Below are 14,506 nucleotides of genomic sequence, written 5' to 3'. Positions count from 1 at the left end.
CATTCATTTTTAGTGATCAACGTACAACCGTCACTTTAAAATAGAAATAGTGAGGTATATGGACTATGTTAAAAATGAATGTCAATGCGGCTTTCGAATATGAAGTTGAAGAGCTGGATTTGGAATTTGAAAATGGTGGTTATGATGTGGCAGATGATGCCGTAGAGCTTTAATCAAGATAAAGACACTTTTGTAAAGTTGCGGCAAAAGTGTCAACCTTCAAGATCATGTTTATTTGAAGTATTTTTATTTTTTGGATATTTTCTTTTATTAAAGAAACATGAATACAACATATAAATTCATCTAATTGTATAGATAAAGTACTCCTTTGTAGGGTCTTGCTTACACGATAGTATGAGAGCTGTGGTAACATTACTGACTTTGAAATTCTTGACTTTGGTTTGTTTATGTTTAGTTTGCATCCAAAACTCGCACAGGATACATTCCTGATCGGCGACTTTCCGTTATCAACCTGTCGTTTGATGAATGACATGCAGTTTCCTTGGCTGATTCTGGTTCCACGTGTGCCCCAGATCACCGAGCTTTATGAATTGTCTCAGCAGGATCAAGCTCAATTTTTGCGCGAATCAAGTTGGCTATCTAGTCAGTTGGCGCGTATTTTCCGTGCAGACAAAATGAATGTTGCTGCCTTGGGTAATCAAGTCTCTCAGTTACATTTTCACCATATTGTCCGTTATCAGAATGACCAAGCTTGGCCAAATCCAGTTTGGGGCAATCGTTCTGTCGATTATACAGTGGAAGCATTGGCAAGAATGCGTCAGACATTGATGCTCGCGTTAAGAGGGCAAAGTGAAATGCCTTTTGATTGGAAGATGGATTAAGGATTATCGAAAATGTGACAGAATTCTGTTACATTTGGGGTAGATATAATTCTTACTTATTTGTTTCTTATAGTTTGCCAGCAGCTGTAAAAGCAAAGCTCATTGATTTTGAATGAGCCACAATCAGCATTTCATGATAAGAATCTTCATAATGCAAATAAAAATAGCGTTATCGCAGATATCATTTAACTAACACGAGCATGACGACGATGGCATCTGATACTCCAATCAGCTTCTTACAGCGGTTTGGCCAACAACGCCGTATCGTCGCATATTTGGTATTCGTGGTAGTTTTCTTAATCAGTTTAAATGACCGCACTGATATCTCACTTTTAAGTTTTAAGTCCATCTTTTTTCTGACACTCATGCTTGCAATGCCTTATTTGCAATTCAAACTGGCAAATTATTTGCTCAAGCGGCATGGCAAAAATCATCAAATCGTCGCATCGACAACTTATACCGAATTTGATCACTCTAAAAATATCCAATTGATGTGGCCAATCGTTTGCATTGATGCGATTTGTGTAGGCTTAGCGATAGGCTACTTGCAGTTCTCTCTGACACCTTCGATGATCTTTATGGTGATGTTGATTGTCAGATTGGTTGAATTGAATAACCTGCTATTTTCTATCGTGAGCGTCTTGGTATGTGTCTTGAGCGCATATATCTCTGCATATGTTCTAGGGGTAAACACCCATACGTTTGGTTTCCATGAGGGGGCGTCTGATGGTTCTGCGCTATTGCGTGTGGGCAGTATTGTCTGTTTTGCCACTTATATTATCTTTGCGTTGAATTATGCTGAGAAGCATGTAGCGGTTTTGAAGAAAAAATTCATTGAGTCTGAAAAGAAGAATCATCAATACATTAAGATGGCCAATAAAATTGCGCGTTATGCTCCGAGTCAGGTCTGGCAAGCCATTGTGAATGGAACATTTGAGTCTAGAATTTATAACAAGCGTAAAAAACTTACCATCTTTTTCTCTGATATTGAGGGGTTTACGGAGTTATCGGATCGTCTTTCATCAGATGATCTCGCTGCTTTGCTGAACACCTATTTTGAGAAGATGTCCAATATCGCACGCAAATATGGCGGCACCATTGATAAGTTCGTCGGCGATGCTTTGGTCATTTTTTTCGGCGATCCAACAAGTAGTGGCACCAAAAATGATGCGATTGCATGTATTGATATGGCTATTGCAATGCAGCAAGAAATGAAGCGTTTACGACAGAAAAGTAATAATTCAGAATTAGGCCAATTACATGTTCGGATGGGCGTAACCACAGGGTATTGCCACGTTGGCAACTTTGGCAGCGCTTCTAGAATGAGTTATACCGTAATAGGCAGGGAAGCAAATCTTGCCGCACGTTTGCAAGCCGCAGCAGCACCAAATGAAATCTTGATGTCTCAAGAGACCTATGAACAAGTCCGAGATCAAGTCAACTGTATTGATCAAGGGGAGATCATGCTCCGTGGTATTGCTCAACCTGTGCAGGCTTGGCAAGTAGCGGGTCGTTACGAGAATGTACCCACCCATCAGCGCCGCTGGAGCGAATACGAGCTAGAAGGATTTAACTTACAGTTGGATATGGATTTGGTGAAATCGTATGACCGAGATCGGATCAAACGTGCTTTACAGCATGCGATCGAGAATCTCGACCGCCCTGGACTTAATTAAAGCGAGTTATATTTTAATGACGCTCTGATGCGTGATTAATGGTGTAGCGCGGTATTTCAATCAATAGATCCGTATCATTGACCTCAACTTGACAAGATAAGCGAGAGTCTGGTTCTAAACCCCATGCACGATCAAGCAAGTCGGCCTCAACATCATCCATCTCATTTAATGCATTAAATCCTTTACGAACGACCACATGGCATGTCGTACAAGCGGCTGACATATCACAGGCATGTTCAATTGAAACACCGTTATCGAGTAATAGCTGACATAAATTCTGCCCTGATTTTGCTTCAAACTCTGCGCCCTCTGGACAGAACTGGGCATGTGGCATTACTTTGATACGCGTCATAATCGCAAACTTCCAATTCGTTTTCGTTTAATATCTACAGTTCTATCGCCTGCTGAGCCGATGCTTAGCGCCAATCACTTAAAGCGGTACCCTTCAAGGCTTGGCTTACACTTCGATTCATTCGATGTGCTGCAAACTCATCACTATGCCGTTTTAGGGCATCAATTGCGGTTTGAATCACTTGTAATTCATCGGTCTTCAGTGCATCTTTAAGCCCTGTAACCGCATGTTTTAATGCAGTGAGTCCACTGTCTGTAAGCAGTGTACTATCTTGATGTATTGCTTGCTCAAGCGCGAGAAGTTCACGTTCAGCTTCCACTTTGGTCTCGGAGAGGTTGCGTAAATCCTTATCCCCTTGCGCATTTTGGAATCCTTCCGTGAGAAAGCGTTCCGCGTCTTCATGTGATAGACCATAAGAGGGCTTGATCACAATCTCACTTTGAATGCCTGTCGTCATTTCTTTGGCTGAGACTGAAAGTAAGCCATCTGCATCAATTTGAAAGCTGACTTGAATGCGTGCTGCACCAGCCATCATTGGAGGGATTCCACGAAGTTCGAAGCGGCCTAAAGAGCGATTGTGTTCAATCGTTTCCCGTTCACCCTGTAGCACGTGGATGAGCATTGCGCTTTGACCATCTTTATAGGTTGTGAATTCTTGTTGACGTGTAATGGGAATTGGAGAGTTACGTGGGATCAATCGTTCAACTAATCCCCCCATGGTTTCTAAGCCCAATGACAATGGGGTAACATCGAGTAGCAATGCGCCATCTTTACCATTACCAACCAATTGATCCGCTGATATCGCAGCACCTAGTGCAACGACTTGATCGGGATCTAGTGTACAAAGTGGCTCTCTCTTGAAGAAGTGAGCGACAGAGCGTTGAACCAAGGGAATTCGTGTGGAGCCGCCAACCAGCACTACCGCATCTACTTCATTTATGGAGTGTTTTGAGTCACGAAGCGCGCGTTTACATACAGCGATCGTACGCTCAACGAGAGGTCTAATCAGTGTTTCAAGTACCGTTACAGCTAACACTACCGATTTATTTTGGATAGTTACGGTAACGTTTTCTTGACGACTTAATGACTCTTTTGCATGACGTGCGGCTTTAAGTAGCGCTTGTTGATCTGAGCGGGAGGGATTGGTTAATCCGATTTCTTCACTTAACCAGGTTACGATCAAGCGATCAATGTCGTCACCACCTAATGCGGTATGTCCGCCCGTTGCAAGCACTTCATAAACGCCCTTGCTTAAGCGCAATACAGAGACATCAAATGTACCACCGCCAAAATCATAGACAACCTGAATACGTTCACTCTGAGCATCCATATTATCGAGTGTTTGATCTAGTCCATAAGCAATCGCAGCGGCGGTGGGCTCATTTAAAAGACGGAGAACATTAATTCCTGAGAGTTCGGCTGCATCGCGTGTTGCTTGGCGCTGCGCTTCATCAAAATAAGCAGGAACAGTAATGACGGCGCCCATAAGTGCGCCGCCCAAGGCAAGTTCGGCACGTATTTTCAGTGTTTTTAGAATTTCAGCAGAGATTTCAACAGGTGTTTTTCTGCCTTGTGCGGTGATGAATGCAGGCATTTCATCATCTTGACCTGTGAGTTCGTAAGGATGATCAAATTGGATATCATTTTTCGAACGTCCCATAAAACGCTTGATAGAGATCAGTGTATTTGTCGGATCAAGGACGGCAGCATCAAGTGCTTTGTGTCCAACAGATATTTTTGAGACTAAATGTTCATCTGCTCCACTGAGTTCATAGCGAACAACAGAAGGCAGTAATAGGTCGCCTTGTTCATCGGCAAGAATCATGGGGCGACCAGAGCGTACGCTTGCCACCAAAGAGTGAGTCGTTCCCAAATCGATTCCCACCGCAAGACGATGTTGATGTGGGGCTGTCGTTTGACCGGGTTCTGCAATCTGAAGCAAAGCCATGGCGCGCTTAAATCCTAAATGTATATATGGAGTGAGTCGTGTGACTATTGGTTTGCAGATGCTTAATTAAAATGGGGTCGTTTAATATAAGTCATCAAGATCATCAAACCGGTCTTCAGCCGAATCAATGTCGTTTAAAATACGCTGCATGAAGGCAAGCTTTCGACTAGTATCCCGTGCTTCAGGCCAGTCTTCTGCGGCATAATCGATCTTAAATTCATTCGATAGCGCGCTGATCCATTGGTTGATTTCTACGCGTAAACTTTCGAGTGCATCAGTTGAGTCCGCTTCATCTAATTGTTCTCTTACTTCCATAGCATTGGATAGGAAATCCACATCACCAATAGATTGCTCTAATGCGATGGCTTGTCCTTTCAGGTCAAGTAGATATGCGGCACGTTTAGCCGCGATACGGAGTGTATCGTATGCGTCATTGACTAACGCCGAATTCAGAGCGTCGGATAGCACTGCGGAGGCGTCACTATGCTGAGACTGCAGAATTTGATCGGGATGATGCTGGCGTTGTAGTTCGCGATAGCGCGCCGTAAGATGACCTGCGTCGAGATCAAAAGCCGGCGTTAAATTGAAGAGTTCAAAAAAATTCAAAAGCAAATACCTACTGTTTTCGCACAGGTTTTATGGAGGTGAGACTGTGTCTTAAACCGTAAATGATTCGCCGCAGCCGCACTCGCCTTTTTTGTTTGGATTCTCGAAACGAAAACCCTCATTCAAACCATCTTTTACATAATCCATTTCTAATCCATCTAAGTAAACCATACTTTTCGGATCGATAAAAACATTGACGCCATGTGCTTCAAATTTTTGGTCATGCGGATCAACCTGATCAACAAATTCAAGTACATAAGCGAGTCCAGAACAGCCAGATGTTTTTACACCGACGCGAATGCCTTCACCTTTACCGCGATGGGTCAGATAGTCACGTACATGAGCAGCTGCGCGTTCGCTTAGGCTAATACCTGAGGTCGCTGTTACCATTGATGTCATCTGGGTTACTCCTACATTTTCATAAAATCTTACCCGATAAGGGTAAGATTATTGATCTAAACGCGCTGTAATGAAGTTCGAGCAAAATACAATCAAACGGCTTCTTTGATCTGTTTCTTACTGCGATAGTCTTCAATTGCTGCTTTGATCGCATCTTCTGCAAGTACCGAGCAATGAATTTTTACTGGCGGCAACGCCAATTCTTCAGCAATTGCAGAGTTTTTAATTTGACTGGCTTCATCCAGATTCTTGCCTTTTAGCCACTCAGTTACGAGTGAACTTGATGCAATTGCAGAGCCGCAGCCGTAAGTCTTGAAGCGTGCATCTTCGATAATTCCAGCATCATTGACTTGGATTTGTAAACGCATCACATCACCACAAGCAGGGGCGCCAACCATACCTGTACCAACATCTGCAGAGTTTTTATCCAACACGCCAACATTGCGTGGGTTTTCGTAGTGGTCGATGACCTTTTCACTATAAGCCATGATACGTCTCCTGTTTTCCCGTAAGGGGAGTAGTAGCGTCTATCTAATTAATAGATGGGGCGCGTTATGCAAAATTGCATCTTTTTACGCCCCGCTCAATTGTATTTCTACCGCATATTCTAAAAAAATTATTCTACGTTACATGTATTTATATGAGGTGATACATGTAACGTATGAATGGTTAATGTGCAGCCCACTCAACTGTTGATAAATCAATACCTTCCTGATGCATATCCCAAAGTGGAGATAGTGCACGGAGTTTATCAACCGCGAAGCGTGCGAAATCGAGAACTTGATCGATTTCTTCTTGAGTGGTGAAGCGACCTATACTGAAGCGTATTGAACTGTGAGCCATTTCATCTGAAAGACCCAAAGCACGCAGCACGTAAGAAGGCTCAAGAGTTGCTGAAGTACAAGCAGATCCACTGGAGACAGCGAGATCTTTCAATGCCATCATTAAGGATTCACCTTCAACAAAGTTAAAGCTGACATTCAAATTATTGGCAACACGTGCCGTTGCATCACCATTTAAATAGACTTCTTCCAATGTTTTGAAGCCGTTCCATAGTTGGTCACGTAAAACTTTTAGGCGTGCTTGTTCGGCAACCATTTCTTGCCCAGCAATCTCAAACGCTTCGCCCATACCAACAATTTGATGGGTCGGAAGTGTACCTGAACGCATACCGCGCTCATGACCGCCGCCATGCATTTGTGCTTGTAAACGTACGCGTGGTGAGCGACGAACGAAGAGTGCACCGATTCCTTTCGGACCATACGTTTTATGTGCAGAAAAGCTCATGAGATCGACTTTCAATTTAGATAAATCAATTTCAACTTTGCCTGTCGCTTGAGCAGCATCAACATGGAAGTAGATACCACGTGCACGGGTTAATTCGCCAATTGCTGCGACATCAGTAATCGTTCCAATTTCGTTGTTCACCATCATCAATGAAACCAGAATAGTGTCTTCGCGGAAAGCAGCGGCTACAGCACTGGGATGGATCAAGCCAGTAGTGGGCTCTGGATCTAAATAAGTGACTTCATAGCCTTCATCTTCAAGCTGGCGACATGGATCAAGAACAGCTTTATGCTCGATCTTGCTGGTAATAATGTGTTTGCCTTTTTTTGCATAAAAATGCGCAACACCTTTGATTGCCAGATTATTCGACTCAGTTGCGCCAGAGGTCCATACGATTTCCCGCGGATCAGCTTTTACCAAATTTGCAACCTGGTCGCGGGCGTGTTCAACCGCTTCTTCAGCTTGCCAGCCGTAACCATGTGAACGTGACGCTGGATTACCAAAATCGCCATCTAAGGTCAGAAACTGCATCATGCGCTTAGCGACACGTGGATCAACAGGGGTGGTCGCAGCATAATCAAGATAAATTGGGCGTTTCATATCAAGCACTCGTTGGGTGTTCATGCAATTATTAATCAATGACAATTATTTCAAACAACATATTCAAAATCATAAACTGGGGACACTAGACTGTTGGGCATGGGGAATTAGTCCCGTAATCACATGCACTCCACTTTTTATGCCATTTTGAGAATCAGCTCTATCAACAAGATCGGCAAGTGTGACACCAGCAAGATAGTTTTCAATTTGCATGGATAATTCATGCCAGAGATCATGGGTTAGGCATTTCGCACCTTTACGGCAATTGCCTTGACCTTCACAAGCTGTAGCATCAACTGACTCATTAACGGCTTCAATGATATCTAGAATGGCAATTTCATGACTGGGTTTAGCGAGTCGATAACCACCTAAAGCTCCGCGGCTACTTGCAACTAGACCTTGACGTTTCAGCTTGCTGAAAAGTTGTTCTAGATAAGCAATAGAGATCGACTGACGATCCGCAATTTCAGCAAGCGTAATCGGTTGCTGTTCAGAAGATTGCTGGAGCGTTAAGTCAAGCATGGCGGTCACAGCGTAACGACCGCGAGTGGTCAGGCGCATAAGCTTAAATTCCAGACCTAAAGATCTGTTTTGAGTGGGACTATGCGTATTTTAGTTAATTCCGACTAAATTAGTCAAGATTAAAATAGAAGATATTTGTGATGAGTGAGGGTGTTCGGAATAGCTATCCGCACGTTAGTTAGATACGGGCTTATTATTTTTACACAGGCTCTAGTGCGGCGTAGATAATACAAGAAATTGATATCAAATAAAATCATTACTAGAGTGATTGTGGTCTAAATTGATCGATAGCTTAAGTCAGGAAGTAAATCAGAGTGCCGATCAAACTGGCAATTAAGCAGCCCATTAAGACAATACCAGCTACGATGAGCATTTTAATTTGACGATTCAACTGATGAATAACAAAAGCATTTTCTTTAGCCTGTAAGCTCATTTGATCAACTAAGATTTGTTGTTCATTGAGTTTCTTGAGGAGTTGACGGTGACGGCTTGAGGCTCGACCATGATGCGCAATAGGCTCACCATTTTCATCAATATCTTTAGTAGGAAGGAGCAGGGACTTAAACCAGTCTGATTGAATCCAGTGGTTAATAATTTGCTGTAAGTTAAAGCTACCCATGAGTACCCTCAAATCATCAATAAGTTCAATAGGACCATCAATATCAATTTTTTTTAATGATGAAGCTGGCGCAGTCATAAAGCTGTGCAGTAAGTCTTTAAATGAAGCTGAAATAACGGCATCAATAGGCCGTGCAGGTTTTTTTGCATCAAGCAGAACGCCGCGTGAGGTAAATGTCACGAATATGACCATTGAAGGCAGGGATGTTCTGAGCTCGACAAGCGCTTGTTGTTTAATGAGATTTTGAGCAAGTTTTTTTGACTCTTGATCGGATTTCAGTAAAAAAGTTAATAATGCTTCCAAAACGATCAGCACAATTGATTGCACTAAATCCACAAGACTTATGTGCTCTGATCGATCTACCATGAACATCCAGCTCCATCAACAAAGTCAGCTAGCATACAAGCTTAGTAGGCTGATCAAATTCTAATTTTTGATGTGACATAGTTGTACTTTTGTCAAACAATCTCACGAGTATGCCAAAGATATCACAAGCCCCCTCTTGACGCTAACATAAGTTAGCGAGTTTTTTTAGTGCCTTCAATTTAAATACAAGGCATGACCAGTATCAGACTCATATTGTTGCAAATAAAAAATGATGCTTTTTTTTCACGACTCACCAAGAGAAATGGTCTATGCTACAATTAGAAGAGCCAATACTGTTTATTGAACGTTTGAAGTTGTCGAAAAGGCTTGCCAATCTCGGTGGACCCATCAATTTCATGCCGTGCTTAAATGTGACATGCGCCTCTAATCAGCACGATTCATGCAAAGGATAGATTTGTAATTATGAACCAAAAATCTTCAAAAGACCAAAATCTACAAATAGAAAATGATCAAAGCGTTACTGAGACAGATCCGTCTGTTCAAGATGAGCAGCCACGCCGTAAAGCCGGACTCGATTTTAGAAAATATACCCAACAAATTTGGTTGGCTGGCTTGGGTGCTTTCTCACGTGCTGAAGAAGAGGGGACTCGACTTTTTGATTCTTTGGTCAAAGTTGGTGAAGAATTAGAATCAAAAACCACAGAAATTGTCGATACAACGACGGAAGCAGTTGATGAAGTGCGTGAGAAAGTGAATGAGCGCGTGACTGGAACACGAAATAAAGTTGAAAAAGCGTTAGATGACAGTATTAATCAGGCTATTTCTCGTTTAGGATTTGCTTCACATCGTGAAATTAATGAGTTGACAGCCAATATTCAAAATTTGACTGCTCAAGTTGAAAATTTAACGAAGGATATTAATGCATTACAAGATTCATTTAGGAAAAAATAATTTTACATATGATTCTATACTTCTAATCAGTATGTAATAATATTCATCTTATTTCTAACGTTCTGCTCAGGTATTGCTTGCCAAGCCTTAAACTCATTGATATAAAGGGCGCACGTCCCTTGTAGGACACAATTTTTTAACAACGATATAGGATATTTTTTTTATGAACAAATCTGAACTGATTGACGCGATTGCCTCTACAGCTTCTCTTTCTAAAGCGGACGCGACTAAAGCATTGGATGCTGTAATCTCTTCTGTAGGCGAAGCGCTAAAGAAAGGTGATACTGTGACACTCGTAGGCTTTGGTACTTTCAGTGTTAAAGAACGTGCTGCGCGCACTGGCCGTAATCCTAAAACTGGCGCTGCAATTCAAATTGCTGCAAGCAAAGTTCCAGGCTTTAAAGCGGGTAAGGGTTTAAAAGATATCGTTGCTTAAGAAACAATTCACTCTTATGAATTAAGAGTAGAATATCTTGAGGCTACGCTTTCTCAGTTGTTGTGTTTCAAGAGGCGCGCCCATTGGCGCGTTTTTCATTTTTTAATTGCCTGCTGAACTGGAAATAGGATTTATGGAAGGCTTTAGAACATTAGTACGGGGTTGGCTGGGCAAAGTGCTCATGGTAATTCTAGCATTACCATTCGTATTATTCGGCGTTGAAAGTTACTTCAGTGGAGGTAGTACCAATAGTGAAATTGCCGCAACCGTTGATAAAACTAAGATCACAAGACTTGAGCTTGAGCAAGGTGTTAGCAATGAGCGCAAATCCTTGCTGGCTAAAGTGGGTGGCAATGAAGATTTGATCGATGAGACTGTGCTGAATCAGCAAATCTTAGATAAAATGATTGCGCAGAATGTAGTCCTTGCGAAAGCGCAGCGCTTAGGTTTTACCATGAGTGATAATCAGATTATCGGAGTAATCCATAAAGTACCAAATTTTCAGCAGGACGGTAAGTTTTCTGAAGAGCTATTTCAAGCGTATTTAAAAAATAGTGGAAATGACCGTAATTCACTTTTTAAAATGATTCGTGATCAGTCTGCTCAGAATTTGTTGATCGAAGGGATCTCTCATTCAAGCTTAATTAGCGGTCCTGAGACTGATCGCATTTTGGCATTAGAGTCTGAAAAGCGTGATGTTGAGCTTGCAACAGTTTTGGCCTCTCCTTATCTTCCTCAAGTGAATGTTACTGATGCGCAAATTGCGAGTTATTACGATACGCATAAAACTGAGCTGAAGAGTACAGAGCAAGTCAATCTAGATTATTTGGCTTTAGATAGCAGTAGCTTAAATGAGCAAGTGAAAGTAACTGATGCTGACTTGCAAGCACGTTATCAAGATATGATTAAAGCTTCGGCGGGAGATGAGCAACGTCGTGCGCAGCATATTTTGGTTTCAACTGATAAGCTGAGTGCGGATGCAGCCAAGAAGAAAATTGATGGCATCGCTGCTCAGCTTAAGGCTGGCGCAGATTTTGGTGCTTTAGCAAAAGCAAATTCGGATGATCCGGGTTCTGCGGCTAATAATGGTGACTTGGGTTTTGCAGGTCATGGGATGTATGTCCCTGAGTTTGAGAAAACCTTGTTTGCTTTGCAGCCAAATCAGGTTTCTGAACCGATTAAAACCCAATTCGGCTACCACATTATTAAGTTGCTTGAGATTAAAAAAGGCAATGTTCCTTCGTTTGATAGTCTGAAAGCTCAACTTGCAACTGAAGTGCATCAAGCCAAATTAGATGCAATTTATGCAGATACGCTCAGTCAGATTAATGAGCAAGCCGCAAGTTCAGATTCACTTATAGACTTGGCTAAAGCGCATAATCTTTCAATTTCTCATTCTGGGTTAATTGGTCGTGTTGGTGGCAGTGGTGATTTTGCAAACAAAGATTTACTGAGTACTGCATTCAGCGATGAAACTGTTAAAGATCGTAAAGTGACGAGTGGTATTACTGTTTCTCCTACGCGCACAGTCTGGTTGCAAGCGACCCAATACTTGCCTGTGAAGCCGCTGACGCTTGCAGAAGCATCACCGAAAATTCGCACTATATTGCAATTGCAAGGTGCTTTAGCAATTGCGAAAGCAAAAGCTCAGGAGATTGCTACAGCTTTAAATTCTGGAAAGTCGTTGGCAGAAACTGCACAGACCTTTGCGACAATCTTTCAGAATATGGCTGGGGTAGGACGTCAAGGGGGGTTACCAACCAAGGCGTTATCACAAGCTGCGTTTAGTTTGGCGGCACCTGCGGAAGGTCGTGTGAATGCAACTGTTGTTGAAGCGCCTAGCGGTGTGACTGTTGTCGCAGTGAGTAAAGTGACTAGTGGTGTTTCTCCTGAGATGCTTCAGCAACGCCCACAACTACAGAAGTCTTTGAATAGCTTAAGTGGTCAGTTGGAACTTGATGATTATGTTGAATACTTGAAAGGTCACGCTAAAATTGAAAAATTCAGTGCAAAGAGTAAAAGTGGTTCTTAATCGCTACTGATCTTTTGATTGATAAAAAAACCTGTCTTGTGATGGGTTTTTTTATTTTTAAGGATTCGTTATTCCAATGATTTCATCTCACTAATTAACGCTTTGCATCTTGCACATGGACTTAAATTCCCTACAATGAAAAAAGGAAATTAATGCATAAGTATAAGGCGAAACGAATGCCCTCCATATTGAAACCCATCACTTATATTTTTAGACAGACTCGCATGGGGCTGCGCAATTCAATCAATCGTCGTAGCCACCCTGAGCGGTATTGGTTGCAGGATAAGACGGAACGGATTGAGCTTTTACGTGAGGGTTTGTTTTCAGTTCATTATTATCCACCGCTACCAGAGAATCGCATTGATATTGAGGGGGAGATACTTCCTGTTAATAAAAAGCATTTTCCGATCCCCTTAATTCTTGTTCCACCATTGGGTGTTTATGCGTGGATTTTTGATTTAATGGCTGAGCGTTCATTGGTGCGTTATTTTCTCGTTCGTGGTTTTCAGGTTTATTTGATTGATTGGGGAAAACCAGGTCGCGGCGAAGCAGAATTGTCATTAGAAACCTATACACTGAACTGGTTTCCAAAAGCTGTTAAAGCGATACAAGCCCATAGTGGTCAAACCGAGGTTTCAGTTTTAGGGTACTGCATGGGGGGATTGTTGTCTCTGATGTATACCGCAGCTCGAGGGACGGATGCTGTGCGGAATCTCATTACGATTGCATCACCTGTGAACCTGCATCAGATGGGAAATGGGATTGGGAAGTTATCGTTGTTGATTTCCGGGCCGACAGGTTTAATTCGACGGGTAACGGGGTCGCAGCTTTCCAAGCTTGATCCTAATTTATTTCATGTGGATGGTAAGATTCTGTCTGTTCTGTTTAAGGCCTCATCACCTGCTGCTACGGTGTTAAGTTATATCGATTTAATCAGGAATTTAGCGGATGATGATTATGTCAGCCGTTATATGACGATGAATGAGTGGTTTAGCAATATGCCCGATTATCCGGGTGCGACAGTGCTTGAAATGATTCAAAAGCTTGGCATTGCCAACCGAATGAATCGGGGTCATTTTAATTTAGGTGGTCATGAGGTGAGCTTTAGTCGTATAAAAAGCGCTTTGCTGGCTTTCGCTGGAGATCGTGATGCCATTACCAGTATTTCTTCTGCAAGCGCAGTCATGAATGTTGTGGGTTCATTAGACAAGACCTTTCAGGTCGTTTCTGGTGGACATGCTGGAATTTTTACAGGAAGTCGGGCTGCTCATTCCACATGGGTGATTGCTGCAGATTGGCTTGCGTTAAGGTCAGATATTGCAGAAGTTGAACCCACATGAAAACACAAGCCGAAACGTTATTTGAAATGATTAATGCGCGTCAGTCTGATGGAATGTTATCTGCACCTGCGCCAAGTTCGCATGAGCTGCAATTAGCTATACAGGCAGCGTTGACCGCACCGGATCATCATCGACTGCAACCTTGGCGTTTTTTGACAGTCAGTGGGGATGCACGACTAAAAATGGGTGAGGTTTTAAGGCAAGCCTTAATTGCACGTGGTGAGACTGATGAAACTGCTTTAAATAAGGTTCGTGGGCAGCCCTTACGTGCGCCAATGATTTTAGTTTGCGTTGTTGATACGAAAGAGCACCCTAAAGTTCCTCTTGTCGAGCAAGTCCTGAGTATGGGGGCGGCAATTCAAAATATATTATTGATGTTAAAAGCATTAGGTTATGGTTCGATGTGGCGTACGGGGGCGATTACAGAGTCTCCAGTGCTGAAAGCCGCGTTTGGATTAAAAGAACATGATGTGATTGCGGGCTTTGTTTATATCGGTTCCTTATCGCGTGACATTGCAGCACGTGAGATACCTGATGTTAATCACTTTCTCCATGAGTGGATTTAATGC

Annotated in this window: 15 protein-coding genes; 7 read left to right on the top strand and 8 right to left on the bottom strand. The window is 42.4% G+C overall.

Annotated features, from left to right (window positions below):
• Window positions 1-407 precede the first annotated feature (407 nt).
• Window positions 408-842: an HIT domain-containing protein gene (locus ACLHG7_RS12195; RefSeq protein ID WP_114898651.1), complete on the top strand. Its 435-nt coding sequence runs from the start codon at window positions 408-410 to the stop codon at window positions 840-842.
• A 209-nt stretch (window positions 843-1,051) separates the two neighbouring features.
• Window positions 1,052-2,518 (top strand): adenylate/guanylate cyclase domain-containing protein, encoded by a 1,467-nt coding sequence (locus ACLHG7_RS12190; protein ID WP_410211285.1) that lies wholly within the window; start codon window positions 1,052-1,054, stop codon window positions 2,516-2,518.
• A gap of 13 nt (window positions 2,519-2,531) precedes the next feature.
• Here the strand turns inward: ACLHG7_RS12190 and fdx are convergent, their stop codons facing one another.
• The 8 genes from fdx to ACLHG7_RS12150 all read right to left on the bottom strand — a co-directional run bounded on the left by fdx (window position 2,532) and on the right by ACLHG7_RS12150 (window position 9,217).
• Window positions 2,532-2,870: an ISC system 2Fe-2S type ferredoxin gene (fdx, locus tag ACLHG7_RS12185; RefSeq protein ID WP_410211284.1), complete on the bottom strand. Its 339-nt coding sequence runs from the start codon at window positions 2,868-2,870 to the stop codon at window positions 2,532-2,534.
• A 64-nt stretch (window positions 2,871-2,934) separates the two neighbouring features.
• Complete coding sequence (hscA, locus tag ACLHG7_RS12180) at window positions 2,935-4,818, bottom strand: Fe-S protein assembly chaperone HscA (RefSeq protein WP_410211283.1); 1,884 nt, start codon at window positions 4,816-4,818, stop codon at window positions 2,935-2,937.
• A gap of 81 nt (window positions 4,819-4,899) precedes the next feature.
• On the bottom strand, window positions 4,900-5,424 hold the full coding sequence (gene hscB, locus ACLHG7_RS12175) for a Fe-S protein assembly co-chaperone HscB (RefSeq protein WP_410211282.1): 525 nt from the start codon (window positions 5,422-5,424) through the stop codon (window positions 4,900-4,902).
• Window positions 5,425-5,475: 51 nt separating this feature from the next.
• Entirely contained in the window at window positions 5,476-5,814 is a 339-nt protein-coding gene (gene iscA, locus ACLHG7_RS12170; RefSeq protein ID WP_114900661.1) for an iron-sulfur cluster assembly protein IscA, read from the bottom strand.
• A 101-nt stretch (window positions 5,815-5,915) separates the two neighbouring features.
• Window positions 5,916-6,311 (bottom strand): Fe-S cluster assembly scaffold IscU, encoded by a 396-nt coding sequence (gene iscU, locus ACLHG7_RS12165; RefSeq protein ID WP_410211281.1) that lies wholly within the window; start codon window positions 6,309-6,311, stop codon window positions 5,916-5,918.
• A gap of 181 nt (window positions 6,312-6,492) precedes the next feature.
• Window positions 6,493-7,710 (bottom strand): IscS subfamily cysteine desulfurase, encoded by a 1,218-nt coding sequence (locus tag ACLHG7_RS12160; protein WP_410211280.1) that lies wholly within the window; start codon window positions 7,708-7,710, stop codon window positions 6,493-6,495.
• A gap of 69 nt (window positions 7,711-7,779) precedes the next feature.
• Window positions 7,780-8,271 (bottom strand): Rrf2 family transcriptional regulator, encoded by a 492-nt coding sequence (locus ACLHG7_RS12155; RefSeq protein WP_410211279.1) that lies wholly within the window; start codon window positions 8,269-8,271, stop codon window positions 7,780-7,782.
• 253 nt (window positions 8,272-8,524) lie between these two features.
• Complete coding sequence (locus ACLHG7_RS12150; RefSeq protein WP_410211278.1) at window positions 8,525-9,217, bottom strand: hypothetical protein; 693 nt, start codon at window positions 9,215-9,217, stop codon at window positions 8,525-8,527.
• Window positions 9,218-9,640: 423 nt separating this feature from the next.
• On the opposite strand from ACLHG7_RS12150, the gene ACLHG7_RS12145 reads away from it, so the two are divergent.
• The 5 genes from ACLHG7_RS12145 to ACLHG7_RS12125 all read left to right on the top strand — a co-directional run bounded on the left by ACLHG7_RS12145 (window position 9,641) and on the right by ACLHG7_RS12125 (window position 14,503).
• Window positions 9,641-10,129, top strand: a complete 489-nt coding sequence (locus tag ACLHG7_RS12145; protein WP_410211277.1) for a phasin family protein — start codon at window positions 9,641-9,643, stop codon at window positions 10,127-10,129.
• A 163-nt stretch (window positions 10,130-10,292) separates the two neighbouring features.
• Window positions 10,293-10,565 carry an HU family DNA-binding protein gene (locus ACLHG7_RS12140; RefSeq protein WP_114898661.1) on the top strand — a complete coding sequence of 91 codons (273 nt, stop codon included), beginning with the start codon at window positions 10,293-10,295 and terminating at the stop codon, window positions 10,563-10,565.
• A gap of 133 nt (window positions 10,566-10,698) precedes the next feature.
• The gene (locus tag ACLHG7_RS12135; protein ID WP_410211276.1) at window positions 10,699-12,597 is read left to right on the top strand and encodes a SurA N-terminal domain-containing protein; all 1,899 of its coding nucleotides are present in this window, start codon (window positions 10,699-10,701) and stop codon (window positions 12,595-12,597) included.
• 176 nt (window positions 12,598-12,773) lie between these two features.
• A complete protein-coding gene (locus ACLHG7_RS12130; protein ID WP_410211275.1) occupies window positions 12,774-13,937 on the top strand; it encodes an alpha/beta fold hydrolase in 1,164 nt (387 codons plus the stop codon).
• Window positions 13,934-14,503 (top strand): nitroreductase, encoded by a 570-nt coding sequence (locus ACLHG7_RS12125; protein ID WP_410211274.1) that lies wholly within the window; start codon window positions 13,934-13,936, stop codon window positions 14,501-14,503. The genes ACLHG7_RS12130 and ACLHG7_RS12125 overlap by 4 nt, the downstream gene beginning before the upstream one ends.
• Window positions 14,504-14,506: the final 3 nt, after the last annotated feature.

The organism is Aquirhabdus sp. (assembly GCF_046462495.1).
GTDB lineage: Bacteria > Pseudomonadota > Gammaproteobacteria > Pseudomonadales > Moraxellaceae > Aquirhabdus.
Note: the sequence above shows the minus strand (reverse complement) of the source record. Positions and strands in the feature narration are given on the sequence as shown.

Coding starts and splice junctions, on each gene's coding strand:
- ACLHG7_RS12125 (WP_410211274.1), top strand. CDS start 13,934: ATGAAAACACAAGCCGAAACGTTATTTGAAATGATTAATGCGCGTCAG.
- ACLHG7_RS12195 (WP_114898651.1), top strand. CDS start 408: ATGTTTAGTTTGCATCCAAAACTCGCACAGGATACATTCCTGATCGGC.
- hscA (WP_410211283.1), bottom strand. CDS start 4,818: ATGGCTTTGCTTCAGATTGCAGAACCCGGTCAAACGACAGCCCCACAT.
- ACLHG7_RS12150 (WP_410211278.1), bottom strand. CDS start 9,217: ATGGTAGATCGATCAGAGCACATAAGTCTTGTGGATTTAGTGCAATCA.
- iscU (WP_410211281.1), bottom strand. CDS start 6,311: ATGGCTTATAGTGAAAAGGTCATCGACCACTACGAAAACCCACGCAAT.
- fdx (WP_410211284.1), bottom strand. CDS start 2,870: ATGACGCGTATCAAAGTAATGCCACATGCCCAGTTCTGTCCAGAGGGC.
- ACLHG7_RS12155 (WP_410211279.1), bottom strand. CDS start 8,271: ATGCGCCTGACCACTCGCGGTCGTTACGCTGTGACCGCCATGCTTGAC.
- ACLHG7_RS12190 (WP_410211285.1), top strand. CDS start 1,052: ATGGCATCTGATACTCCAATCAGCTTCTTACAGCGGTTTGGCCAACAA.
- ACLHG7_RS12145 (WP_410211277.1), top strand. CDS start 9,641: ATGAACCAAAAATCTTCAAAAGACCAAAATCTACAAATAGAAAATGAT.
- iscA (WP_114900661.1), bottom strand. CDS start 5,814: ATGGTAACAGCGACCTCAGGTATTAGCCTAAGCGAACGCGCAGCTGCT.
- ACLHG7_RS12130 (WP_410211275.1), top strand. CDS start 12,774: ATGCCCTCCATATTGAAACCCATCACTTATATTTTTAGACAGACTCGC.
- ACLHG7_RS12160 (WP_410211280.1), bottom strand. CDS start 7,710: ATGAAACGCCCAATTTATCTTGATTATGCTGCGACCACCCCTGTTGAT.
- ACLHG7_RS12140 (WP_114898661.1), top strand. CDS start 10,293: ATGAACAAATCTGAACTGATTGACGCGATTGCCTCTACAGCTTCTCTT.
- ACLHG7_RS12135 (WP_410211276.1), top strand. CDS start 10,699: ATGGAAGGCTTTAGAACATTAGTACGGGGTTGGCTGGGCAAAGTGCTC.